The following is a 23,135-nucleotide window of genomic DNA, read 5'->3' on the forward strand; positions in this document are numbered from 1 at the left end:
CCCTTCTAGGATTAGCCTATGTCTAGCGTTAACAATTCGATATCGATTCAACGTGTATTAAAACGATTTCCAATGATTATTAGTGTCACGTGGACACTAGTCGTTCTTGAAAATATTTTTATCGCACTGGTGCCGTTGTTTATTGGTTTAGCGATTGATGGGTTGCTACTACAGACCTGGACAGATTTTCTGATTTTAAGTGGAATGTTAGTTGCGATTATTGGGATTGCGATGTTTCGACAATTTGTCGACACACGAGGCTACACAATTATAAAGCGGGAATTGTCTATAGAAATTGAGCAGGCATATCGACATCATCCTTTGTCTTTAAGAGTCGCGCGAGTTCAAATGGTCGACAGCGTGACCTCTTTTCTTGAACAGGAACTGCCACCCTTACTAAGCGCTGTTACCCAAGTAATCACGGCTTTGACGTTATTAACTTACTTTTATTGGCCTTTGGGTGTAGCAGCGGTAATTACGGCTGCCTTAGTATTGGCAATGTACGCGGCCAATCATTCTACGTTCACCAAACTGTATCGTGCCCTTAACACTTTTCATGAACAGCAACTAAAGGTTCTCCGTTACAACTGGAGTAAAACCTTCAAAGCGTACCTGAATCAGAAACGTAAAATTGAAGTTGAAAAATCCGATCTGGAGGCGGGAGTTTACGGGGCAATTTTCTTTATTCAATTTGGATTTGTTGTGGTCTGTCTGGTGTTAACGGCCAAACTGCCAGAGATTAGTGCCGGACAAATTTTTGCTATTGTCAGCTATGCGTGGGATTTTGTGGAAGGATTTGTTGCTCTGCCCATCGTATTGCAGTCTTATTCTCACGTTGAAGATGTGATGAGGCGATTCAATCAACAAGAACTCAAGCCAACGACAGAAAATGATTCGCCGAATTAGACTTTCATTGAGTTCAAAAGTTGTTCAAATAGTGTCTATCGAGGCGCTTCATTTTTAATCCAATGCTGTAAGTGCTGCGAAAACTTCTTTAACAATGGTGATTGCTGTCGCTGTTGAGGGTAAATCATATACAACTCAAGCTCTTGGGTAAAAAAATCGTCGAGAAAGGGGACCAGTTGTTTGTTTGCAATTGCTGGTGCGACTAAGTAGTTGGGAAGCTTGATGATACCTTGTCCCGCTAGTGCAGCGCGATAGAGTAAAAAATTGTCATTGGCGTAAAGATCGCCACTTGTTTGAACTTGCTGTAATTTACTGTTTCCATCTCGATAGGACCACAGAGTTAAGTTTGGGTCACTTAAACAGTTATGTTTGGTAAGTTGCTCTGGCGAGGTAGGTGTGCCAAATCGTTCTAAATAGTTCGGAGACGCGCAGCATTGATGATGATAATTCATTAGTTTAACTGCCACCATGTTCTCGGGTGGCGTACGGGTTGCGCGAATGGCGAGGTCAAAAGGTTCCGCATTGAGATCATGATTCGTGTAGCCGACATCAATGTTAAAGTTAACCCTAGTGTGTGAATCAGTGAAGGTTTGGCAAGCGGGCATCAAGTATCTTTCAGCAAAAATGGCTCCGCTTGTTATTTTGAGTGTGCCCTCAACGTGAGATGAAGATTGTTCAACCTCTCTTTCCAGAGTTTGCAGTTGAGCGTTGACACCCTGCATTTGTCGATAAATCTTTTCACCTAACTGAGTTAGCCGCACTGTTCGAGTCGTTCTTATCAATAGCGACTGACCTATCTCTTTTTCAAGAAGCTTGATTTGCTCGGATAGGTAACCGCGAGAAATACCAAGTAGATCGGCGGCTTGGCTGAAGCTCAGCACTTTTGCGACTTGGCTAAACAGATAATAACGTTCAAATTTTTTGTGTGATTTCTCAAGCATGTCTTTCCACCCTTTAACGCTGAACTAGATTAACTCAATTGTTCGATATAGCGAATAAACATTTCGTATTTATGGGTTCAATGGAACAATCTCAATGAGTAAGATTAGCTACAACGTTAATTTGCAAAGGAATTCCTTAATGGATATCGCACAACACAAACTTACCCACGCAGACTTCATCCAAGGTTATTGGCGAATGGGAGAATGGGGCATGACGGCTCAGCAAGTGGTTGAGTTCGTTAATCAACATTTAGAATTAGGCATAGATATTGTTGATCACGCTGCGATCTACGGTGGCCTTGATAATCCGTGTGAGGCTTTATTTGGACAGGCGCTAAGTTTGTCTCCACAGTTGAGGGAACAACTGCATATTGTCACCAAGTTAGGGATTATTCCACCAATAGGTGGTTCAACGGTGGCGTATTACGATAGCGGCAAGCAAGAAATCCTGCAAAGTGTCGATCGTTCACTGGAAAGACTTGGCGTTGAAACGATAGATACCTTGCTTCTGCACCGACCAGATATTTTGATGGATCCGCACGAGGTAGCCGAATGCTTTGATCTACTTGAACAGCAAGGAAAAGTGAAAAGTTTTGGTGTCTCTAACTTTTCGACTCATGAGTTTGCGCTTTTGCAAAGTGTTGTGTCACAACCTCTTGTGACCAATCAGATTGAAATTAATCCACTGAATGTTCAGGCAACCGAAGACGGCACATTAGCCCAATTGCACCAGTTAGGTCGCAGAGCCATGGCGTGGTCGTGCTTGGCTGGTGGTGGACTGTTCAACCCGCAAACAGAGCAACAGCATCGCGTGGTTGCTACTTTAACTGAAATTCAAAAGGAAGTTGGGGCAAGCTCTATTGACCAAGTGGCCTTTGCGTGGGTAAGACGACTTCCAGCTAAGCCATCCGCAATTATTGGTAGTGGCAAAATTGAACGAGTTAAAGCCGCGGTAGAGTCGAAGACAATCGAACTCAGTCGCGAACAGTGGTATCGCATCTGGACTGCCTCTAAGGGACACGGCGTTGCTTAGATTGCTAGACGTTGCCTAGATCAAAAATGATAGCGAAATTTAAGTCGTGAAAGGGGAGTACTAGCTTCCCTTTTTAGTCTTCAACATGCAATTTTAGCCACTTTGGTCGGCGACTGATGTAGGAGTGAGATTTCGGTTTTAGCGCTTTACGGCTTGGTGAATCAAAACTGCCTAGCGTAAGCGCAATCACCGGCTCATCGTCAATAGCACCTAATGTGCTTCCGCATTTTGGACAAAAACTGCGGCTCGAATAGTCCGAAGAGCGCCATGTCGCGGGTTTCTTGTTTAACCACCGAACCTGTTCGGATCGAAACTCAAGCCAAAACTGGATCATGGCTCCCGAATGTCGTTGGCACTGCCGGCACGAACAGGTATGTGCACTTGTCGGCTCGCCGACGACTTCAAATTTGACGCTGCCACATAAACATTGGCCAGTAAAAGGTTTTGACATAGCGATACGGTTTAGTGTTGGTTTAAGCCGTATTGTAATCCAATGTTTGAATGTTGTGCTATTGATTAGTTAGCCGGAATTGTTTCTAAAAGAGACCGACATTTTTACGTATTTCACACCAGATTTGTCGAATTCGTCGCTATCGACAACCAAGCCAAACTTACGGTAAAAATCTATCGCACTAGTTCGTGCGTCACACCAAAAGCCTTCGAAACCTTCTTCCATTAAACAATCTATAATGTGGGAAAGAACACGTTTACCAATCCCTTGTCCTTGTAACTCAGGCAAAGTGGCAAACTTTCTCAATCTAGCCCTGTTGTCGTGATTGTATATGGATGCCACGCAAACCAGTTGGCCATCAATTGACGCTCCATAGTGTTCTGCTGAGTCGTCTCCATCAACCAAGCAAAACGACTCTGGTTTATTTGGCCATAGAACTTGCTGCCTCAATGGCAGAACTTGAGCAAGGTTAACTCTTGAAATTGTTATTGAATCTAATGGTAATGCGGACATCCGTTGTCTTACTCCATTTCAAAAGTGCTTTATGCAATTTGACCAAATCATTAGTCACTATGTTCATTTCGAATAGTAAATAAGTCAGTGTAACTACAGACCTAAGCAGTGTCTGCCAGTAGTCTAAATAAATCAACAACAGGAGGAAAAGTATGAAGTTTATCGATTCCAAGTCATTTACAGCAGAGCGAGCGTGGGGAGCAATTACTATTGCATCAATGCAGGGAGTTTCTACACGACTCCATTGGACAGACAAACCCTATAAGTGGCATACCAATGATGGTGAAGAAGTGTTTGTTGTCTTAGATGGAAAAGTTGAGATGAAATACCGCCAGCAAGGTATTGAGAGTAGTAAGGTAATGAATGAAGGCGACATATTTTTTGCTTCAGAAGGTATTGAACATGTCGCGCATCCGATTGGGGAAGCTCGGGTTTTGGTTGTTGAGAAAGATGGAAGTATTTAGACGTACGTTGAGTTAACTAAACAAAATCGACGTACATGAATCCATACGCTGCGCCTACCAGACAGAGCGCAGCACCAGATAACAACAATCGGCCAGCGTAACGCGCCTTTTGCCAGTTAATGGCAACGTAAGCAAATGATAAAGGTAAGATCAGTAAGGTTAAAACTCCGAATACATACTGCTTATTACCCAAAGCGATAATGGCGGAAAACAGGCTACCAGCAAAAATAAGCGCTAAGCCAATGCCTACAATTAGCGCCATAATGGACATTTCCATAAAACATATCTCACGAAACTTCTTCAGAGGCACTAGTTTACTTAATTCCCTGCAGTTAGTGCAGAAATATCAGGAGGTTTGCCATAAAACTATGTTCTACCTCTCGCTGCGTATTGTTTGCTGTTTTAACAAGTTTTTAGCGGCTTAGGGGAGTTAATGTAAAAACGGCTACATGACGCGCAGATAAGATTTAAAAATGACCATTTAGGATTGATTAACCTTGCAGTATATGTGTTAATTTCAATTGGTTTGTATGTAAGGTGTTGTTATGTATAGATTAATTTTTGTTAATGTATTTAGGCTTGTTACAGCAGCGTTTGTTTTGTGTGCTATCCCTAGTGTTGCACACGCGAATAGCCCTTATGTTGGCGTTTATAAAACCAACGATCCTCATGAAAGCTATGTCCAAGTAAAGAAGATTGACGATGAGCATTTTCTCTATACTCATCAAGGAGTAGGCAAGCTTCAGATCAAGCAAGATGGCAGTTATCTCATTGAAGACTATTATGCAAGTGGTCAGTTTAAGGACAGCGATAAAGGCAACTATCATCAGTTGTCGTACTCAGATTTCGCGTCGACCTTACACTTTGAACGAGTTGAAGTGAATAACACAGATAACATTGAAACCATTCATCATGGTCACATTAACTCGATCGATGTTGGGCACCCAAATCCAAATAAGTGCGAACAAGAGTTTCCTTTTTCTCAAGATCAACTTAACAACGATTTATTTGATTCGCTATGGCAAGACATTAGCGATGGCGAATATGGATACATAAATAGTGTGCTAATTGCGCAAAACGGGCATCTGATTGCGGAAAAATACTTTAACGGTTTCAATCAAAATGAAAAGCAAACCGTTCAATCTGTCACTAAAAGTTTGGTATCCCTAATGGCCGGTAAGGCTATTGCAGATGGTTATATTTCGAGTGTTGAGTCGCCAATCAAAAATCACCTTCCAGCTTACAAAGCTTTGTTTAAAGGTGGAAAGGAACAGATTCAAGTGAAACACCTCCTTGAGATGAGACCCGGTTGGCAATGGGACGAATGGTCTACGCCTTACACTAACTCGAACAATCCTAGAACATTGCAAATGTCTAGCAAAGACACGATCAAGTACGTAATTGAAAGGCCGTTGGCCTATGAACCGGGGAAGGTTTTTACCTACAGCGGTGGTGCAGTCGATGTGATGGCTGAAGTGGTTAAGAACGAATCACCGCAAAAAGATGCGGCAAAATATTTCAAAAAGGAGTTCGGTGAACCTTTATGCCTGTCCAACGCTAGCTGGTGGCTGATGCAAGACAAGCGAATTGGGGCTGGGGGTGGTTTGATTCTGAGACCTCGAGACATGCTGAAGTTTGGCCAGTTGGTATTGGATAAAGGTGAATGGCTGGGCGTTCCGATACTTCCTAAACAGTGGATAGTAGATAGTACTCAAAGCAAAATGTACGGAAAATTTGCCAGCTATGCGTGGTATTGGTGGAACGAAATGTCGTTAAGCCGAGGAAAACGCTACCCGAGTATTTGGGCAATGGGGTGGGGTGACCAAAATATTATGGTGCTCGACGATCTTGGCTTAGTAGTCGTAACGACGGGGTATAATTTTGAGCGAGATACTAGAGGAAAAAATATTCTAGACCAGCATATTTTGCCGAAGTTGACTCGCAAATAGCTCTAAAAAAATGTGCCAGCTCCCAAAAGGGCCGGCACATCAATTTACCATTCCGGGCTAGAGATTAACTAGGTTTATTATTCAAGACGTTATCGATATCTGCCGCTGAGTGGCGCTCCGCAAGTTGCTCCCATTCTTCCCCCCACGGTTTGTTCACGATTCGTCCTCGTTGAACAGCCGTGCGTTGGTCAATCATCTTCGCCCAACGGACCACGTTTTCATACGTATGGACTTGTAGGAATTCTGCCGCGTCGTAGGCTCTGCCTAGCACTAAATTGCCATACCAAGGCCAGATTGCCATATCGGCGATGGTATAGTCTTCACCAGCAACAAATGTATTGTTGGCGAGCTGCTTGTCCAATACATCTAATTGACGTTTTGCCTCCATCGCGAAGCGATTAATTGGGTACTCTTGCTTTTCATCGGCGTAGGCGTAGAAGTGACCAAAGCCACCGCCTAGAAACGGCGCTGAACCTTGAGCCCAGAAGAGCCAGTTAAAGGTAGTGGTGCGAGCTGCCCCATCTTTAGGTAAGAAGTGCCCAAACTTTTCTGCGAGATGTACCAGAATTGATGCGGATTCAAACACATTAACTTCAGAGTCACCGGACTTATCAACTAAAGCTGGAATTTTGGAATTTGGATTTACACCAACGAATCCGGAAGAGAACTGGTCGGAATCACCAATCTTGATCAAATGGGCATCGTATTCTGCTTCTTTGATACCCAAAGCCAATAGCTCTTCGAGCATGATAGTGACTTTTTGTCCATTTGGTGTACCAAGGGAATATAGCTGAAGTGGATGTTGGCCAACTGGCAATTCTCTCTCAAATCGAGCGCCAGCTTCTGGGCTGTTGATGTTTGCCCACTGATTGCCGCCCGCTGTATCGTTTACCCATACTTTTGGTGGAACGTATACGTCTTTGCTCATGGTTATCCCTTACTTTTTGGTTTAGCTTGCCGAATGAATTCGACCTACTGAATACGAGACCGGGATCAAAACGGTTTCATTACAAGAAGTTTGGGGAGGAAAGAACAAAAATCAAGGTCAAAAAAAACGCCAGTAATAAATACTGACGTTCTATTTGATTACTCCACAGTTCTATTGAACGGCGAATGTACCTTTCATGATTGCCCAGTGACCTGGATATGAGCAGAAGAAGGTTAAGTCTTTGCCTTTAAGATCAGCTGTTGCGAAAGTGACTGAAGTCGTGTCGCCACCGCCAATCAATTTCGTCGCTGCAAGGACACGCGCATCACCTGGTGGCAAGTATTCGTTGTCTAGGCCTGCCTTCATTGCGTCAGTTGCCAATCCTTGTAAATTAGCCGTTTCGGTTAGCACCCAGTTGTGTCCCATGACATTTGCTGGAAGTGCGCCAGTATGTTTTAGCGTTAAGTTAACGTTTTCACAGCTCGCCGGTACAGTAATCGCTGCTGTGTTGAACTTCATTGCGTCAGTTGCCTCCACGACAACGTCACATTCACTAGCAAATGAAGAAAATGAAGTAAGACCTAAGGCTAAAATCAAAAATTTACGCATAAATAACTCCTTATAGTTTTCATGGGTATAGTAGCAACTCATGATGCTGAGAAACGTTATCACTATCATATATTTGGCTAGTAACACGATTTCTTCGTGCAGATCAAAGTTTCTTCAGTTTTCATACGTGAGTTTAGAATTTTTGACTCAAACCACCTATCTCACCCTCTACCCAAACACTTCTTCGACCACTTGTGATAAAGGCGTGATGTGTTTTTCGATCAATTGACGTTCTTTTGGTAATGGCGTTAACGCCAAACGGTGTTGCCACAAGTAACGCATTTCGACTACCGCACCAAGTAGCGGAACAAAAAGCCCGATCGACTTGTATAACCACCAGGGTGTCGGTTTGGTCACAACACGTTTGTTTAATCTCTTTTCTAGCTCTGCGGCCAGTTCTTGAATAGTAAATTCTTGCCCCGTGAAATCTAGACTTCGTAATTCACCACTCGCTAACTCCTGATCTAAGGTTTCACTGACCAATCTCGCGATATCCGGTAAATAACCCCAAGTGTGTAAGGTGTCTGCTTGATGTGGCACCTGCAGCGTAACTTTGTTCTTAGATACATTAACTAAGAAATCGAACCAGGTATTTTCCGCATGGCGACCAATAAAATCGCCCGCTCTTACCGAAATAACTCGCCCACCTTTTGCACAGAACTCACTAAGACGTTGCTCCATCTGGGCCCGAATTTGTCCTTTTCGGCTCACTGGTTGAAAAGCGTGATGACTGTTTGCTTCTTCAATGTTTTCTGGATTGAACACGTAAACATTGGCTGGGAATACAAGCGTTTGTGTCTGCGGATCAAGTGAGTCTAACGTCATTTCTAACCATGATAAGCAAGACTCTTCCCACTTGTGATAGGCAGGAGATAAACCGTAAACCACCACATCTTTACCCTCAACAAATTGTTTTAGGCGCGTTGGGTTAGTCGCTTCGCCAGTTTCTGATTGCACGAGATGTGACAACTTATCCGTGGGCTTACGTACTAATGCATGGACCTGATGGCCGTCTTCAGCCAATTGATTGGCAACATAGTGGCCAAAATTACCCGTTGCACCTAACACTGCGATAGTTCGTTTTATAGAATTCATGGTTATGTCCTTCTCAATAGAGTGGTATCCGTTTGCGTTATTTGTATTATTGCTATACAAAAACGTATTAAGAACAGACAAAATCGAAGAGTGGCTATTCAAAAATGGATATCGATTGGCAAGAAGTACGTTTTTTCTATCACATTGCGACCAGTGGCAGTGTGTCCGCCGCATCGCGTGAATTAAATGTGAGTCAGCCAACGCTAAGTCGTCAGATTCAGCAACTTGAAGAAAAGCTTTCGACTTCGCTGTTTCAACGCTCAACACAAGGCGTGACTCTAACCGAAGCAGGGCAGAGCTTGTTGGGGTCCGCGAGAGCAATGTTTGAAGCATCGCAACAGTTTTCACTTGTAGCCAAGGGGCACGAGCAAGCGCTCAAAGGTGATATTCGAATTAGCGCTAACGAAATCGTTGGCCACTATTTGCTACCTCAAGCAATAACGGCTTTTCTAAGCGATCACCCTGAAGTTAATATCGAGATAGTGATTGATAACAAAGCGACTAATCTAGCGAAGCGGGAAGCAGATATAGCTTGGCGTATGTTTCCACCAACTCAAAAAGACCTTGTAGTTCGAAAACTGCCGTCGATCCCATTGGGTTTTTTCGCACATAAAGACTATCTGAGTAAGCTGGGAACTCCAGTTAAGCCGCAAGATCTGGCGAACCATGTATTTGTTGGGTTTGATTCTTCTACCGCGATAATAGACGCGGCGAGCAGTATGGGTATTCCCATTCAACGCAAAGACTTTGCGATTCGTTCAGACAGCTTGATACAGCACCTAGCCTACTTAAAGTCTGGTGCAGGAATTGTTGTTACCCACAAAGCGGTTGGCAAAATGCTAGAAGACGTTGAGGCGATTTTACCTGTGTTGCCGTTACCGCCGTTAAGTTGCTATTTGGTCGCGCATTCTGACGTGCAGTTAAACCCTAGAATCAAGTCATTGATGAGATTTCTGGGAGAGTGGTTCACAGACCAGTATGATTACAATTTGTAGTTTTTTGATCAAAACCGAGACTTGGGAAAGCTTTGTAAGCGATTGCTAACAAACTGTCAGCAATTCTCACTACTGCTGTTAAATTTGTATTGATACTATGCATTTACTCCATAAACACACGTCCCGCCTCGCGCTCAATAACGTGATGTAAGCCGAAATCGAAAATGTAATTCACTGCACAAATGGAGTCTGATGGGTTTTCACACAATTCTGGGTGATTAGGTGCTTAGTTTCATTTGTGAGATGTAATACAATGACGGAAGTATGTTGAGTTGTGACTAGGGTCTTTTAAGGTTTGCGTTACCGATTTTCTAGGATTGATAGAGGTAGTATGAAGTTGAAGCTTTTCGGCATTTTGCTGAGTGCATTGAGTCTCGGAGTCAATGCTCAAGATACAGAGCAATTGCAAGAAGCTATCGCGACCATGAACATGTACGCGACTCAAAAATCCGCTTTTACTGACCGCTTCAGCAGCAGCTATTTTATCCTCTATAAAAAACTCCACGGAGAAGAAGCGTATTTGTCGCAGTTTGAATACCTAACGGGTATTGCCGATGAAAACCGTGCTGCGCTTATGTATAGCGCAATGAACGCAGAGCTAAATCAATCTCAAGAATTTCTCATCAAGATGCAAAAAGTCGAATCAACATGGCATGTTAATTCGATAGAGAAATTCCACATGACCAATTTCAAACTGAAAAAATACACACTGCTAAAATCGCGTTAATTCCGTTATGTTTTAGGCTGATTTAGGCTTAGACGTTTAAAGCATTGTTTACCCATATACGTTTTGACTCGTCGCCATCACTGCTTTAAGTCTTGTAAAAAAGCCCACCAAGCAAGCTTGAGTGGGCTTTCAACGCTGTTTAGCAAGTCGAACTAGACGTCTATTCTCTGCTCAGTCTTAGCGTCAAAGTAAACCGCTTTACTAAGGTCGATACCCAGTACGGCGGAATCGCCTATTTGATGGGGGATCTCTGGAGATAAACGACAGGCAATTTCTTCTCCATTAATCTCAATCATGGCAATAGTATCTGGCCCTGTAGGCTCCAGTACTTCCAAAGTTGCATCAATCATGACCCCTGTCTCTGAACTGACCAACTCATTTTCTGAGATGTGCTCAGGACGTAAACCAATCACTATGTTATTGCCTTCGTGGATTGATAGTGCTTTTGGCAATGGAATGACTTGATTGTGGCCGAGCCCCAGACGAATCAATCCAAAAACTTTGCCCGACTCATCGACTTTTACTGCGGTATGGATGAAGTTCATGGATGGCGAACCCATGAATCCAGCGACAAACATATTGTTTGGCTTGGTGTAGATGTCGTGTGGTGTACCAAGTTGCTGAAGTTCACCATCTTTCATTACCGCAATTCGGTCGGCGAGTGTCATTGCTTCAATTTGATCGTGGGTGACATAGACAATCGTGGTTTTCAGCTTCTGATGGAGGCGTTTGATCTGATGTCTCATCTCAACTCGTAATTTCGCATCAAGATTCGAAAGTGGTTCATCGAACAGATACAGCTTTGGTCGACGCGCTAGAGCGCGCCCCATAGCGACTCGTTGTCTTTGACCACCTGATAGTTGAGCTGGTTTGCGGTCCAACAAATGGTCAATTTGTAGCATGTTGGCGACGCGTGATACTTCTTCATCTATTTCAGTTTTGGGCAACTTTCTAATTTTAAGACCAAATGCAATGTTATCTCGAACTGTCATGTTCGGGTACAAAGCGTAGGACTGAAACACCATGGCAATATCTCGGTCTTTCGGCTCGACTTCAGAGACATCTCGGCCGTCAATCACGATGGCGCCAGATGAAATGTTTTCCAAACCGGCGATGGTGTTCATTAAGGTGGATTTACCACAGCCAGATGGGCCAACTAAAATAAGAAACTCACCAGAATCGATACTGATATCAATCCCTTTTAACGTTTCTTGTTCAGCTTTTGGGTAAGTTTTTCGTATTTGTTTAAGAGTTAAAGCGGCCATAGTCTTATCCTTTTACAGAGCCAGCGGTGAGACCGCGAACAAAATATTTACCAGCGAGTACGTACACAACCAAGGTTGGTAGCGCGGCGATAATGGCAGCTGCCATGTCGACGTTGTATTCCTTCACACCTGTACTGGTGTTAACTAAGTTGTTAAGTGCGACGGTGATTGGTTGAGTATCAGAACCGGAATAGACAACGCCAAATAGGAAGTCATTCCAGATATTGGTGAACTGCCAAATCACGGTCACCATAATGATGGGTAGTGATAGTGGGAGTAGTATCTTGAAGAAAATAGTAAAGAATCCAGCGCCATCCAATTTTGCTGCTTTGACCAGCTCATCTGGAATGCCCACGTAGAAATTCCTAAAGAATAAGGTGGTGAAAGCGGCACCGTAAATGACGTGCACCAAAACCAATCCAGTTGTCGTATTCGCTAACCCGAGCTTCCCGAGTACGGCAGCCATTGGCAACAACACGACTTGGAAAGGAATGAAGCAACCAAATAGCAATAAGCTAAAGAACAGATTTGAGCCGCGGAATTGCCATTTAGAAATGACATAACCATTGAGTGCACCAACCATAGTGGAAAGTACGACAGCAGGGACGACCATCTGAATGGAATTCCAGAAATATCCTTTAACGCCTTCACACTTCACGCCTGTACAAGCGCCACTCCACGCTTTTCGCCACGCTTCGAACACCCACTCAGTAGGTAAACTCATCAGGTTACCAGCGCGAATGTCTGGCAGAGTCTTAAATGAGGTGATGACCATGACAAAAAATGGGATTAGGTACACCAAACAGAAAAACAACAAAATGCTGTAGATGGTGATCCGACCAAAATTTAGAGATGCGGTCATGATTTCTTCTCCCTAAGTTCTGAATACAGATAAGGCACTAATATTGCCAAGATTCCAGCCAACATCATCATTGCGCTGGCCGCGCCGAGACCAATTTGTCCGCGGGTAAATGAATGTGCATACATAAACAGGGCAGGTAAGTCAGATGAATATCCCGGACCACCAGCGGTCATTGCGGTGACCAAATCAAAGCTCTTGATCGCGATGTGTGAGGTAATAATTACGGCACTGAAAAAGACGGGACGCAAACAAGGTAAAATAATTCGCCAATACACAGTAGGTAAACTGGCACCATCAATTTGGGCTGCTTTCACTATTGAATTGTCAATCCCGCGAAGACCAGCAAGGAACATGGCCATGACAAAGCCAGATGATTGCCAAACGGCGGCGATGACCAAGGTATAGACCACCATTTCACTGTCTACAATCCAGTCAAATTGGGCATTTTCAAACCCCCAATCATGGAGCAATTTTTCAATGCCTAAACCGGGATTAAGAATCCATTTCCAAGCGATACCAGTAACAACAAATGACAATGCCATTGGGTAAAGATAGATAGTTCGTATGGCTCCTTCGTTGCGAATGTTTTGGTCCAGCAAAATTGCTAACAAAACACCTAGCCCGATAGCAACAATGATAAACAGCCCGCCAAAAACGGCTAAGTTGCCTATGGAAGTCATCCAACGGTCGTTTATGAGTAGCTTTTCGTATTGAGCGAAGCCAACGAATTTAAAACTGGGTAGAAATCGTGAATTTGTCATGGACAGCGCCGCTGTCCAAAATATGTAGCCATAGATACAAACGACGGTGATTAACATAGTGGGTGCCAACACTAATTTGGGCAGCCAATTTTGTAATTTATCACCGAACGAACGACTAGAGCGTGATTGCTGAAGTACTTGCTCCATGAAGAATCCTTCTTCAAAACGGTTTAGGTGCAACTACGGATTTACTGTGAGGCACCGACAGATGGGCAAAATAATGCATCTGTTATTGGTGACCCAGTCATCAATATCAGCGTGCATTGAAAAAGCGGCGACACTTGTCCCTACTGATGAAGCAATCTTCATCTATCAAGTGACGCCGAACCAAGGAATTAAGGTAAGCCGCAGGCCACGGCTCCCTGCGAATTACAACGCTTGTTGAACGGCGCTGGCTAACTTTTTAGTTGCTTCTTTAGCTGTGATTTTGGAGTCATTAAAGTAGTTTGTGACTACGTCGACAATCGCACCTTGAACGTAGCTAGTGGTCGCCATACCTTGAGAGAAACTAGGTACTAAGCCGCCATTTGACGCTGACGCTTGGAATGCTGAGAATGAATCTTTAGCACAAGAATCAAAGTTGCTGTAGTCCATGTCTGTACGAACTGGAATTGAGCCTTTGTTTAGGTTAAACGTCTCTTGGAAACTCGGATTTAAGATGGTTGATGCCAACGCTTTTTGAGCCGTTTCGTTGCCTTTGTCTTCCAATTGGAAGAATGCAAAGCTATCGACAACGTGTGTGAAGCTGTCTTGAGTTCCAGGTACTGCGACACAAAGGTAATCTTTACCAGCGACTTTGCCCGCTGCAGAAAATTCGCCTTTTGCCCAGTCACCCATGATTTGCATTGCCGCGTCACCGTTGATAACCATAGAGGTAGCAATGTTCCAGTCACGTCCAGTTGCATCTTTATCCATGTAAGATTTAACGCGTTTGAACTGTGCTAGCGCTTCTTCCATTTTTGAACTTTGTAGTGTTGCGATATCGTGGTCAATGAAGGCTTTTTTGTAATCTTGTGCGCCAAGAACACTTAGCGCAATAGCTTCAAATAGCGTAGAGTCTTGCCAAGGGTCACCACCGTTTGCCAGCGGAGTGAAGCCTGCCGCTTTGATTTTTTCCGCTGCTTCAAAGAACTCATCTAATGTTGTCGGTACTTTTGCTCCTGCCTTAGCAAACACTTCAGGGTTTACCCATAGCCAGTTTACTCGGTGTACTCCTACTGGTACGGCAGAGTATGAGTTGTCGTACTTCATGAAGTCCGCGATAAGATCTGGAAGAACGCCATCCCATTTTCCTTTACTGGCAACATCATCCAAATTTGTTAGAAAGCCCAAATTACCCCACTCTTGAATCTCGTGACCAACAATCATCGCAGCAGCTGGTGGATGTCCGGCCACTGCGCGTGTTTTAAGTACTGTCATTGCACTTTCACCGCCACCACCAGATACCGCAAAATCTTTCCATGAGTGACCTTGATCTTCGAGCATACTTTTTAGCGTTGCTGCTGCTTTGGCTTCACCGCCTGAAGTCCAGTAATGAAGTACTTCGACTTCACCAGCGTGCGTAGATGACATAACACCAGCGAGTGCTAGACCGAGTAAGGTTTTGTTCATTTTCATCTTTAGTTCTTCCATGTTTATTGTTCTTAGTTGAGCAATTTCTTAGCTGAGAAACCGCTTAGTTAAGCAATAGTTGCTTCACGTTTTTCTGAATCACAACGAGTTATGCGTGGAGTCATAACTCATTGCTTTTCGTCCATCCTTGGGAAAATTAGGATGTGAAAAATATGTTAACTATTGGTAACGAGCGAAAGGCTACAAATGGTTATAGGTTTGTAAGGGTGGGCTTACATTGAAATTTTGGTTATTTAAAACAATTGGATAGAGCAATGCTGTAGGTGTTTTAACTTGGGTTAATTCATGTTCAGTTGAAAGGCAGCACAATATGGAGCATGATTTGTAAGTGAATTGTTAATTATCTTGATGTTAAAAAATACTTCGATTAAGAATTGGTTTTTGGACCTTCAGATAAAACCGCCAGTTGTGTTGTCCACTTTAATTGTTGCTGCCGTGATGTTGCAGTTTTTGGTACCGAAGCTGTTTCATCCGAGTTTCAATTCGACTTGGATAGGAATCGATTTAATTTTGCTTGGACTATTTGTGTCTTTTACGGCCAAGTATCAACTGACGAGAGCTCGCTCGACATTCGAGACCTTTGATTTACCGACGAAACTGGAAACCACCGGGCTTTTTAGACTTAGCCGCCATCCAATTTATGTCGGGATGACTCTTGTCTTGGTTGGTGTTGTTCTCTTGGTTGGATTGAGTGCGGTGACGCTGCCACTTATTGTTTTGTGGGTTATGGTTATCGGCCAATATATGAACTACGAAGAGCGCATCATGCAGCAGCATTTTGGCCAGTGCTATTTAAACTACTGTTGCAACGTAAGGCGTTGGCTATAGTTTTCCTTAACTCAAATAGGGTTCCGCATGGTCTTTGGCCCAGTTTAAGGTGTGGTCGACAAATTTTGGGACATGTATGGCGTTCTACTTTTGGTTGAATGGTGCTCAAGTTTTAGGGGCCGCACCAACGACAACGGCCACGAATCTTATTCCTGTCTTTGCAACTGCCATTGCCGTTTTGTTGGGAATATGGCCAATTTGGGCCCAATGGTTGGGGTTAGCTATGGCTATTGCTGGTATAACTATTGCCAATCGAAACACAGAAAGTGCGGCTAAGGAAATTCAAAATACAAATAAGTCCTTGATTGGCAGTTATAAATAGTTAGCGAGTAGGGGGGAATTTCTTACTCATACCTTTACTTTTATTCAGCACTTTATAGCCAAGTTTCTCGTAAAAAAGGGGTTCGTCGGCAATCATGGCAACATAAGTACCATGATAAGCATTTTGACTGAGATAGCTGTCAATGTGCTCCATGATCATTCGGCCAATTCCTTTCCCTTGGTATTGTGGGTCGACAGCGACATCTACAATCTCAAAATGACACGCTCCATCACCAACCACTCTGCCCATTCCAATAAGAGAGCCATTATTACGGACTGATACACCATAAAAGGTATTCGGTAACCCAATTTCTGCCGCTTTAAGCGCTTTAGGTGACATACCCGCTTTGACTCTCATGTCACAATATTCTTGAGGTGTAGGCACAGAATCCTCAATCGTCAAACCACTATAGTGCGTTTCCATATTACAGCTCCTTCGTAAAGAGGCTGCATTTTTACATGGAACTGTATAAATATGCAGATCAAATTTTTATTTGACATTGAACAGCATACCGAAGTCTTTTTCAGTTCGAATACTACTCAAAAGAGTCTTTAAATATTCGTAGGCAGCGCTATGAGCATAATTACCCATACTGATGCGTTTTACACCTAACTCTTGCAGTCTACTGAAACTTGGTAATGCTTGGGAGCTCATCACATTCAATGGTATTTGAATGGAATCTACGATGCATTTGATATCCGCTTCCCCTGTCAAAAATGGTACAAATAGGCCATCTACTCCCGCGTTTTGATAGCATTGACCGCGAGATAATGTTTCGTCAGTTTGATTTTCAGATCCCAATAAAAAGGTATCGGTTCTCACGTTGATAAAAATGCGGGTATTTTGTTTTTCTAATTCTGACTTAAGCCAAGACACCTTCTCTGAAAAAAAGTGTTGGGGAACAAGAGACCGCTTACTTTCCCTCACTAAACTATCTTCTATATTGATGCCTACAACGCCCAACTCATGAAGTTGTTTGATATTAGTTAAAACCTGTTGTAGCGAGCTGCCGAATCCAGATTCGATGTCGACAGTTAGAGGTAAATTGGAAACACGTTTGATGCTTTCGACACGTTTAATTAACTCAGAAAATGGAAAATTTTCGCCATCAAGAAAGCCTAATGAAGAAGCGATGGCTGCACTTGAAGTGCCGATGGCTTGAAAGCCGGATTCCTGTGCAATTTCAGCACTAATTGCGTCCCAAACATTACATAAAATTAAAGGTTGTTTTTGTTGGTGTAAATCGAAAAATTCCATAGTGCTCTCACTGTCAAAATAGGTAGGAGAAGAATACTTTGCCGAAATATTTTGGTTGGCCATTTCCGGTACTTAAGGTTTAGCGCAGCGAATGACACAGCTTCAATTAGGTCAATCAAATCAGTTGTTCAGCATTGCATCTATGTTTTATGACAAGATTTGATGGATATTTAAATCGTAGAGCTTTTTTGTCCGATAACATTTATTCGCAGCATAAGAAATTTTGCCCAGTGGGCTACAAAAATTGCCCATATCTATTGAGGTGTCAGCAAAAATCCATTTTCTTGCGGCACCCAATTCCAAATTGGAAAGTTGCAGCTGATATCCAGCAATTTGCACTAGTGTTTTTGGTTACTATTCCATCAAACATTAACTCGGTGACGGCAAAATGGGTTATAAGCTACTGCGACTGGACGAGCTGATGTCGCATGAGTTTTCGCAGATAGAGGGTGACTGGCAGGTTGTTACGAATAGGGAATTGCTAGGTTCGGCAAAATCGATTTATTCGTATTCAAAAGCAAGAGAGCTGCTCAATTCTGGGGAGTTGGTACTTTGGACGGAAACACCTCGTTCTCCTTTATTTAAGTACGATTCTGACTCTCAAACATGGGGTATTGACCCCAAATTCGAACACACACTTTATTCCTCTGCTAAATGCCGATACCTATCGCGACTTAATATGGGTTCTGGTGTGCCCACGGGTTCAAGTGTTTCGAATGGCCTAACGCAAGCAGCTAGAGAAGCGTCGACGCAATCTTCAAGTCTCCCAACCGGTTCATCATCTAATGTCAGTTCAGAGTGCACAGAGCCGCAACCACTTCCAGAGAATAGCAGTAAGCCAAAATTTGAATATGTATTTGAAATTGCAGGGCCAGAGCAAATAGCGGCAAAAATCGGCGGCTATGAATTCTCTTTGGCAGCAACGGAGCAAAGCGCGGAGCTCTCGGGTTGGCAGCGTGAGCGCACTGAGAAGGGTTACCGCTACAAAGTTGTCTCTGTTGATGACGAAACGAGAAGCCTTAATGTAAAAATTGCTGGTGAGTTAACTCAGCTGACCATCCATGACATTACGCTTGACCCAATTGGAAGTAATGTCGTTCGGGACAAGTTTGTGCCGGTTATCCCTGCTCTGCAGTTGGGTAAGCGACTTGGGCTGCCAAGTTATGGCTTTTTATACCACTTTGTGGGGACTGAGCTTGTACACGAATGGTCGTTTCCCGAATCAGATAAAGCCGTCTTTAACACAACCAAATCAACTAAATCCTCAATTAGTGATGATTTGTTAAGTGACAAAAGCCAATCAGCATTGCTTCTTTATTGGCAAAAAAACAACCAAGCGGTGACAAATCAAACTTTGGTTCACTCTGCGGTACGGCTCGCTAATGATGAATTAGCGGCAATCGATCAAACTTGGTTGGAAGAAAATGGTATCATCATTGATGTAAATGCATTGCTCGAACATGTTTCTTATTCTGAATCTGATTTAATTGAGCCAAATTCCACTAATACACAAAATCAAGAAGAAACCGTAAACAAGTACACAGTTAGATCTTTACCAAATGGTGAGCGGGAATCTTGGGGAGAAATAGCCGCTAAATTTCAACTGTCAGCTAATGAACTGCTTGACCTCAATCCGCAATACGCAGACAACCCAATGAGCTTGGCTGTTGGCGATGAGTTGACAGTCATGGGACCTAAATCAAATCGATATGCTGGACAAAAGATTAGAACCTACCCAGATAAAGAACCAGTCGCTTACAACAAGCCCGCTGAGAGTACTTATTCATTTGATAATACCCATCTCATAGATAAAAAACTTTTGGCAGTTTCAAGCCGTCAGTTAGTTTCCAGTGCCTTACCCATAGTGAATTTACGCAGCTACAAACTATTTCGAATAGGGGTATTTTTTGATGGTACAGGAAACAACCGTGTCAACGACGAACACAAAGAGAAGCACGGTGACAAATCGCGAACTAACATAGTCAGGTTGTTTGAAAGCTATTCAGTAATAACAGGAGAGCAAGACAAAATTTACGTATCGGGCGTTGGTACCGTCGACGGTTTAGAAAACAAACCAGAAGTTATTGATGCCGGGGATGATGAAGAAAAAACATCCACTCAATCTGGTGGGGTGAGTCAAATATTTGGTTCGACGGGTGCGTTTTATAAATGGCAGTCTTTATTAAATGAGCTTCACAAGATGCTACGGACCGAGTCTCTAGTCGGAGAGATTCATATAGAATTCGACGTTTTTGGCTTCAGTCGAGGTGCAGCGTTGGCGCGCCACTTTGTTAACGCCATTTCATTAGGTTTCCCGAATTACAATCAAACGTTTGTAGCGGATGTATCTTGTTATGGGTACCCAAATTATTGTTCATTTACACCGGCTTACCCAATTACCCCAAATCTCTTTGGTTTAGCCGGCAGTCAAAGCAGTCAACGCTTTGATGACACGAGATTGTACAGAAAAAGTGACCTCGTTAGCTTGTCAGCTCGATTTGTTGGTCTATTTGATACTGTGGGCTCGTTTTATTGGCCCGGCAATGAAAACAATGGTGAGTTTAAGCTTGGATTAAGGCCAGATTGTGCGGAAAAAGTGTTGCAGCTTTGTGCCCATCATGAATACCGTAAGAACTTTCCACTTACTTGTTTAAAAAAAGATGGCCAGCTTCCTGCCAACTTTTTTGAAGAGGTATTTCCGGGGGCTCATAGTGACGTTGGTGGGGGTTATCCATCAAAACGTCAATACAATGAAAGGGGCTTTGACGAGCAATATGGTGTACCTAGAAATAGTAGCTATAACCGTATTTTGCTCCATCGAGAAAGTTATGGTCACAAAAAGATCGAAATGATGAAGCCTACGCAGTGGGGAGTTACTGATGGAGGTTTTAGCGAGTTTATAAAAAATCAAAGAGAAGTAGAGGCTAAAAAATTACAAGAAAAGTATGTTGAACAAGAGATACATACTAGAGTGCTTATTCATGGTTCAGACCTTTTATATTATGTATTACAACCAGCAAACAATGTACTTGCCTCTTTACCTTTGCTTCGAATGTATGAGATTGCGAAGAAAATTGGAATCAAGTTCAAAGGTTCTGGTGCTAGTCTGATAATGCAGGAGGATTGGGAGCATGAAACTGACTTTGAAAGTTATTGGATCTCTTTGAAAAATAAAGAGATAGGGGCAATTACAGAAGACGATTGGTCACACTTAATAAAAGACGATGATTTAGAAGTATTACATAGATCTCACGATACCGTTATTAATCCCGGATTTGATTCATTTTTAGAAAATCGTATTAATGGAATTACCAAAGACCAACATGGTAAGCCAAAGAGGAATATTTTTGAAAACAAGTAGTCACTATATAATCAGTCGGTATCTGGTAAGGTTAACTATATCGGTTGTATGTCTTATTATTATCGGTTGCGAACCAGTTAAAAATGATAAACAGGATATTATTTCAACCTCGGTATCTGGAGGTTCAGCTCAAGGTGATTATTCAATTCGTGAAATTGAATTAGTCTATAAGGGGGGAGGCTCTTCGAATCTTTCTTTTGGATTCGTTAATGGGCCGTCTGGTGCGCATATGTCTGTTGGTGGAATTGGTATACCAATAAAAATTAATGGCTACTGGTCATCACATGAAGATGTCGACAGTAGAGAAAAACAGGTTTTTTACAAACTACAAAGCCAAGTAGATATTGAATTAGTGGAGCAGAAATTAAACACATACAGAAATTTGTACAAAAATTTTGACTCAAATGTAGGGTATATTGAAGTCCTAGTTGATAAAGATATCTTTGAGTTATGGTTTGTTTCTCAATGCTCAATGAGTAATGACTGTTCATGGCGAGATAATGCCGATCCCAATAGTTATATTGTCGTAGAGGATTTTGACAAGTTCCTCATCCATAGAGGACGTGCAAAAACATCTGAAATTGCTTTTCCAAACTCACCTTACGATATCCGTCATTTTTGGAAGGACGAACATTTTAAAGACCAGCAATTTATTACTCACTTTGACGCCTATACTCGCGATGGCGAAAAACTGAGGTATGCACAGCTCATTGGGGAGTTTGAGCGTTTTGAAGCCTATTGGAAGGTGAAAACTTATGAAGTCGATGATGAGGGACTGCCGATTTATCGAGATTACTTTATGATAGAAGGGAAAATTGATCCGGCTGAACTGCGAGAAAAAACTACGGCAGTGCGCAATATCATGAAGCAAAGTAATCATCGTAGTCGATATTTAATTACTGCGGATTCAAACGGGGAGTTTGCAATCAATTACTTCCAATCTTGCCTTATAATTGGTTGCCCAGATGGGGGGAATATTGACGACGAAAGAATTACTTACCTAGAGTCTCAAAGAGGTTATTCAATTGAACTATTTCGCGGTCAAGGTATTCACTCTAATCAACCATTTCCAGGCGATAAAGAAAATCGATTGTTTAAGTGATTCTTACCAGTATGATTTTGTTTCAATCTCGTATTTTTCGAATTTCGTTAACTTTGGTTCTTATTTTTTCAACCATATTGGGAGCCAAATTTTGGTGGGAGTCTGAGGAACGAAAGTCAAAAATCATAGCCACTTCAGTTTCTGGCGGTTCAGAAGGGGGACCTCATTCAATTCGAGATATTGAACTTGTTTATGAAGGTGGAGGTGCGTCGCACTTGTCTTTTGGATACGTGAATGGCAGAGCTGGAGCTCATATGTCCGCAGGTAACGTTCAAGTTCCAATAAAGGTGAGGGGTTACTGGACTAAATATAGGGATGAGGATAAAGGAACCAAAAAAGTATTTTATAGATTTGATAATGAAGTTGACTCAGAGTTAGTAAAACAAAAAATACAAACATATCGGAATATGTACCAAAACTTCGATGCTGATATTGGTTGGTTGGAGGTAACCGTTAACGGTAAGTATTTTGAACTATGGTTAAAGTCCGAATGTCGTTTCAATAATGATTGTACCGTTAAGCCGGATATTGACCTTAAAGGACATATCGAACAAGGTCGTCGCGATAGACTTCTCATTCACAAAGGTGAAGCGCAAGTGTCTGAAATTGCCTTTCCAAATTCTCCTTACGATATCCGCCACTTTTGGGAGGACGAGCATTTTAAAGACCAGCAATTTATTACTCATTTTTCTGCCTATACTCGTGATGGTGAAAAGCTTAGGTATGCGCAGCTTATTGGCGAGTTTGAGCGATTTGAAGCTTATTGGAAGTTAGATACCTATGAGCTCGATGATAAAGGACTACCGATTTATCGAGATTACTTCATGATCGAAGGAAAAGTTGATCCGGTTGAACTGAGAGAAAAGACAACGGTAGTACGTGATATCTTCGGGCAAAATAGCAACCATAGCCAGTACTTACTCACCGCGGATTCAAACGGAGTGTTTGTCATTAGCTATTTTCTGCCTTGTTCTTATACAGGTTGTCCTGACACAAGCACTAATGATAGCAGAATAATTTTTAAAGATTCTCAACCAGGTTATTCAATTGAACTATTTCGGGGTCAAGGCATTCACTCTAATCAACCATTTCCAGGCGATAAAGAAAATCTACTTATTAAATAGTTGGTCATTT

Annotated in this window: 24 protein-coding genes; 11 read left to right on the forward strand and 13 right to left on the reverse strand. The window is 42.5% G+C overall.

Annotated features, from left to right (window positions below):
* Window positions 1-18 precede the first annotated feature (18 nt).
* A complete protein-coding gene (locus ACXAFJ_RS04600) occupies window positions 19-906 on the forward strand; it encodes an ABC transporter six-transmembrane domain-containing protein (protein ID WP_475321735.1) in 888 nt (295 codons plus the stop codon).
* Window positions 907-941: 35 nt separating this feature from the next.
* On the opposite strand, the gene ACXAFJ_RS04605 is transcribed toward ACXAFJ_RS04600, so the two are convergent.
* Window positions 942-1,847, reverse strand: a complete 906-nt coding sequence (locus ACXAFJ_RS04605; protein WP_475321737.1) for a LysR family transcriptional regulator — start codon at window positions 1,845-1,847, stop codon at window positions 942-944.
* A 139-nt stretch (window positions 1,848-1,986) separates the two neighbouring features.
* Between ACXAFJ_RS04605 and ACXAFJ_RS04610 the strand changes: the two genes are divergently transcribed.
* Window positions 1,987-2,880: an aldo/keto reductase gene (locus ACXAFJ_RS04610; RefSeq protein ID WP_475321738.1), complete on the forward strand. Its 894-nt coding sequence runs from the start codon at window positions 1,987-1,989 to the stop codon at window positions 2,878-2,880.
* A 73-nt stretch (window positions 2,881-2,953) separates the two neighbouring features.
* On the opposite strand, the gene ACXAFJ_RS04615 is transcribed toward ACXAFJ_RS04610, so the two are convergent.
* Together ACXAFJ_RS04615 and ACXAFJ_RS04620 are read right to left on the reverse strand one after the other, a co-directional pair.
* Complete coding sequence (locus ACXAFJ_RS04615) at window positions 2,954-3,331, reverse strand: GFA family protein (RefSeq protein ID WP_475321740.1); 378 nt, start codon at window positions 3,329-3,331, stop codon at window positions 2,954-2,956.
* A 69-nt stretch (window positions 3,332-3,400) separates the two neighbouring features.
* Complete coding sequence (locus tag ACXAFJ_RS04620; protein WP_475324059.1) at window positions 3,401-3,820, reverse strand: GNAT family N-acetyltransferase; 420 nt, start codon at window positions 3,818-3,820, stop codon at window positions 3,401-3,403.
* Window positions 3,821-3,996: 176 nt separating this feature from the next.
* Here ACXAFJ_RS04620 and ACXAFJ_RS04625 point away from each other — a divergent pair, with 176 nt between their 5' ends.
* Window positions 3,997-4,308 carry a cupin domain-containing protein gene (locus ACXAFJ_RS04625; RefSeq protein WP_475321741.1) on the forward strand — a complete coding sequence of 104 codons (312 nt, stop codon included), beginning with the start codon at window positions 3,997-3,999 and terminating at the stop codon, window positions 4,306-4,308.
* 16 nt (window positions 4,309-4,324) lie between these two features.
* On the opposite strand, the gene ACXAFJ_RS04630 is transcribed toward ACXAFJ_RS04625, so the two are convergent.
* Window positions 4,325-4,585: a hypothetical protein gene (locus ACXAFJ_RS04630; RefSeq protein ID WP_475321743.1), complete on the reverse strand. Its 261-nt coding sequence runs from the start codon at window positions 4,583-4,585 to the stop codon at window positions 4,325-4,327.
* A 268-nt stretch (window positions 4,586-4,853) separates the two neighbouring features.
* Between ACXAFJ_RS04630 and ACXAFJ_RS04635 the strand changes: the two genes are divergently transcribed.
* Window positions 4,854-6,257, forward strand: coding sequence for a serine hydrolase domain-containing protein (locus tag ACXAFJ_RS04635; protein WP_475321744.1), 1,404 nt, complete (start codon window positions 4,854-4,856; stop codon window positions 6,255-6,257).
* A 64-nt stretch (window positions 6,258-6,321) separates the two neighbouring features.
* Here the strand turns inward: ACXAFJ_RS04635 and yghU are convergent, their stop codons facing one another.
* The 3 genes from yghU to ACXAFJ_RS04650 form a co-directional block, all read right to left on the reverse strand.
* Window positions 6,322-7,185 (reverse strand): glutathione-dependent disulfide-bond oxidoreductase, encoded by an 864-nt coding sequence (gene yghU, locus ACXAFJ_RS04640; protein WP_475321745.1) that lies wholly within the window; start codon window positions 7,183-7,185, stop codon window positions 6,322-6,324.
* A gap of 171 nt (window positions 7,186-7,356) precedes the next feature.
* On the reverse strand, window positions 7,357-7,794 hold the full coding sequence (gene azu, locus ACXAFJ_RS04645) for an azurin (RefSeq protein WP_475321746.1): 438 nt from the start codon (window positions 7,792-7,794) through the stop codon (window positions 7,357-7,359).
* Window positions 7,795-7,962: 168 nt separating this feature from the next.
* Window positions 7,963-8,889, reverse strand: a complete 927-nt coding sequence (locus ACXAFJ_RS04650; protein WP_475321748.1) for an NmrA family NAD(P)-binding protein — start codon at window positions 8,887-8,889, stop codon at window positions 7,963-7,965.
* A gap of 104 nt (window positions 8,890-8,993) precedes the next feature.
* On the opposite strand from ACXAFJ_RS04650, the gene ACXAFJ_RS04655 reads away from it, so the two are divergent.
* Window positions 8,994-9,884, forward strand: coding sequence for a LysR family transcriptional regulator (locus ACXAFJ_RS04655; RefSeq protein WP_475321749.1), 891 nt, complete (start codon window positions 8,994-8,996; stop codon window positions 9,882-9,884).
* A gap of 331 nt (window positions 9,885-10,215) precedes the next feature.
* The gene (locus ACXAFJ_RS04660) at window positions 10,216-10,611 is read left to right on the forward strand and encodes a hypothetical protein (RefSeq protein WP_475321750.1); all 396 of its coding nucleotides are present in this window, start codon (window positions 10,216-10,218) and stop codon (window positions 10,609-10,611) included.
* A gap of 152 nt (window positions 10,612-10,763) precedes the next feature.
* Here the strand turns inward: ACXAFJ_RS04660 and ACXAFJ_RS04665 are convergent, their stop codons facing one another.
* From ACXAFJ_RS04665 to ACXAFJ_RS04680, 4 genes are all read right to left on the reverse strand, one after another.
* Window positions 10,764-11,876: an ABC transporter ATP-binding protein gene (locus ACXAFJ_RS04665; RefSeq protein ID WP_475321752.1), complete on the reverse strand. Its 1,113-nt coding sequence runs from the start codon at window positions 11,874-11,876 to the stop codon at window positions 10,764-10,766.
* Between the two features lie 4 nt (window positions 11,877-11,880).
* Window positions 11,881-12,738: a carbohydrate ABC transporter permease gene (locus ACXAFJ_RS04670; protein WP_475321753.1), complete on the reverse strand. Its 858-nt coding sequence runs from the start codon at window positions 12,736-12,738 to the stop codon at window positions 11,881-11,883.
* Window positions 12,735-13,646, reverse strand: a complete 912-nt coding sequence (locus ACXAFJ_RS04675; protein ID WP_475321754.1) for a carbohydrate ABC transporter permease — start codon at window positions 13,644-13,646, stop codon at window positions 12,735-12,737. Before ACXAFJ_RS04675 ends, ACXAFJ_RS04670 begins: the two co-directional genes overlap by 4 nt.
* A gap of 222 nt (window positions 13,647-13,868) precedes the next feature.
* Window positions 13,869-15,116, reverse strand: a complete 1,248-nt coding sequence (locus tag ACXAFJ_RS04680; protein ID WP_475324061.1) for an ABC transporter substrate-binding protein — start codon at window positions 15,114-15,116, stop codon at window positions 13,869-13,871.
* Window positions 15,117-15,512: 396 nt separating this feature from the next.
* Between ACXAFJ_RS04680 and ACXAFJ_RS04685 the strand changes: the two genes are divergently transcribed.
* Complete coding sequence (locus ACXAFJ_RS04685) at window positions 15,513-15,959, forward strand: methyltransferase family protein (RefSeq protein ID WP_475321756.1); 447 nt, start codon at window positions 15,513-15,515, stop codon at window positions 15,957-15,959.
* Between the two features lie 76 nt (window positions 15,960-16,035).
* The gene (locus tag ACXAFJ_RS04690) at window positions 16,036-16,281 is read left to right on the forward strand and encodes an EamA family transporter (protein WP_475321757.1); all 246 of its coding nucleotides are present in this window, start codon (window positions 16,036-16,038) and stop codon (window positions 16,279-16,281) included.
* Here ACXAFJ_RS04690 and ACXAFJ_RS04695 read toward each other — a convergent pair whose 3' ends face one another.
* Both ACXAFJ_RS04695 and ACXAFJ_RS04700 read right to left on the reverse strand, forming a co-directional pair.
* Window positions 16,282-16,704, reverse strand: coding sequence for a GNAT family N-acetyltransferase (locus ACXAFJ_RS04695; protein ID WP_475321759.1), 423 nt, complete (start codon window positions 16,702-16,704; stop codon window positions 16,282-16,284).
* Between the two features lie 66 nt (window positions 16,705-16,770).
* Window positions 16,771-17,601 (reverse strand): isocitrate lyase/PEP mutase family protein, encoded by an 831-nt coding sequence (locus tag ACXAFJ_RS04700; RefSeq protein WP_475321760.1) that lies wholly within the window; start codon window positions 17,599-17,601, stop codon window positions 16,771-16,773.
* A gap of 325 nt (window positions 17,602-17,926) precedes the next feature.
* Between ACXAFJ_RS04700 and ACXAFJ_RS04705 the strand changes: the two genes are divergently transcribed.
* Genes ACXAFJ_RS04705 through ACXAFJ_RS04715 form a run of 3 tightly spaced genes read left to right on the forward strand, consistent with a single transcriptional unit; the run spans window position 17,927 to window position 23,125 of the window.
* Complete coding sequence (locus tag ACXAFJ_RS04705; RefSeq protein ID WP_475321762.1) at window positions 17,927-20,899, forward strand: phospholipase effector Tle1 domain-containing protein; 2,973 nt, start codon at window positions 17,927-17,929, stop codon at window positions 20,897-20,899.
* Window positions 20,886-22,001 (forward strand): hypothetical protein, encoded by a 1,116-nt coding sequence (locus ACXAFJ_RS04710; RefSeq protein WP_475321763.1) that lies wholly within the window; start codon window positions 20,886-20,888, stop codon window positions 21,999-22,001. Before ACXAFJ_RS04705 ends, ACXAFJ_RS04710 begins: the two co-directional genes overlap by 14 nt.
* Window positions 22,002-22,012: 11 nt before the next feature.
* Window positions 22,013-23,125 (forward strand): hypothetical protein, encoded by a 1,113-nt coding sequence (locus ACXAFJ_RS04715; RefSeq protein ID WP_475321765.1) that lies wholly within the window; start codon window positions 22,013-22,015, stop codon window positions 23,123-23,125.
* The last annotated feature ends 10 nt before the right edge of the window (window positions 23,126-23,135 follow it).

The organism is Vibrio sp. ABH4_348 (genome assembly GCF_056159765.1).

What these genes read in the sequence shown, in the direction of transcription:
- ACXAFJ_RS04600 (WP_475321735.1), top strand. Translation starts at nt 19, where the DNA reads ATGTCTAGCGTTAACAATTCGATATCGATTCAACGTGTATTAAAACGA.
- ACXAFJ_RS04605 (WP_475321737.1), bottom strand. Translation starts at nt 1,847, where the DNA reads ATGCTTGAGAAATCACACAAAAAATTTGAACGTTATTATCTGTTTAGC.
- ACXAFJ_RS04610 (WP_475321738.1), top strand. Translation starts at nt 1,987, where the DNA reads ATGGATATCGCACAACACAAACTTACCCACGCAGACTTCATCCAAGGT.
- ACXAFJ_RS04615 (WP_475321740.1), bottom strand. Translation starts at nt 3,331, where the DNA reads ATGTCAAAACCTTTTACTGGCCAATGTTTATGTGGCAGCGTCAAATTT.
- ACXAFJ_RS04625 (WP_475321741.1), top strand. Translation starts at nt 3,997, where the DNA reads ATGAAGTTTATCGATTCCAAGTCATTTACAGCAGAGCGAGCGTGGGGA.
- ACXAFJ_RS04630 (WP_475321743.1), bottom strand. Translation starts at nt 4,585, where the DNA reads ATGGAAATGTCCATTATGGCGCTAATTGTAGGCATTGGCTTAGCGCTT.
- ACXAFJ_RS04635 (WP_475321744.1), top strand. Translation starts at nt 4,854, where the DNA reads ATGTATAGATTAATTTTTGTTAATGTATTTAGGCTTGTTACAGCAGCG.
- yghU (WP_475321745.1), bottom strand. Translation starts at nt 7,185, where the DNA reads ATGAGCAAAGACGTATACGTTCCACCAAAAGTATGGGTAAACGATACA.
- azu (WP_475321746.1), bottom strand. Translation starts at nt 7,794, where the DNA reads ATGCGTAAATTTTTGATTTTAGCCTTAGGTCTTACTTCATTTTCTTCA.
- ACXAFJ_RS04650 (WP_475321748.1), bottom strand. Translation starts at nt 8,889, where the DNA reads ATGAATTCTATAAAACGAACTATCGCAGTGTTAGGTGCAACGGGTAAT.
- ACXAFJ_RS04655 (WP_475321749.1), top strand. Translation starts at nt 8,994, where the DNA reads ATGGATATCGATTGGCAAGAAGTACGTTTTTTCTATCACATTGCGACC.
- ACXAFJ_RS04660 (WP_475321750.1), top strand. Translation starts at nt 10,216, where the DNA reads ATGAAGTTGAAGCTTTTCGGCATTTTGCTGAGTGCATTGAGTCTCGGA.
- ACXAFJ_RS04665 (WP_475321752.1), bottom strand. Translation starts at nt 11,876, where the DNA reads ATGGCCGCTTTAACTCTTAAACAAATACGAAAAACTTACCCAAAAGCT.
- ACXAFJ_RS04670 (WP_475321753.1), bottom strand. Translation starts at nt 12,738, where the DNA reads ATGACCGCATCTCTAAATTTTGGTCGGATCACCATCTACAGCATTTTG.
- ACXAFJ_RS04675 (WP_475321754.1), bottom strand. Translation starts at nt 13,646, where the DNA reads ATGGAGCAAGTACTTCAGCAATCACGCTCTAGTCGTTCGTTCGGTGAT.
- ACXAFJ_RS04680 (WP_475324061.1), bottom strand. Translation starts at nt 15,116, where the DNA reads ATGAAAATGAACAAAACCTTACTCGGTCTAGCACTCGCTGGTGTTATG.
- ACXAFJ_RS04690 (WP_475321757.1), top strand. Translation starts at nt 16,036, where the DNA reads ATGGCGTTCTACTTTTGGTTGAATGGTGCTCAAGTTTTAGGGGCCGCA.
- ACXAFJ_RS04695 (WP_475321759.1), bottom strand. Translation starts at nt 16,704, where the DNA reads ATGGAAACGCACTATAGTGGTTTGACGATTGAGGATTCTGTGCCTACA.
- ACXAFJ_RS04700 (WP_475321760.1), bottom strand. Translation starts at nt 17,601, where the DNA reads ATGGCCAACCAAAATATTTCGGCAAAGTATTCTTCTCCTACCTATTTT.
- ACXAFJ_RS04705 (WP_475321762.1), top strand. Translation starts at nt 17,927, where the DNA reads ATGGGTTATAAGCTACTGCGACTGGACGAGCTGATGTCGCATGAGTTT.
- ACXAFJ_RS04715 (WP_475321765.1), top strand. Translation starts at nt 22,013, where the DNA reads ATGATTTTGTTTCAATCTCGTATTTTTCGAATTTCGTTAACTTTGGTT.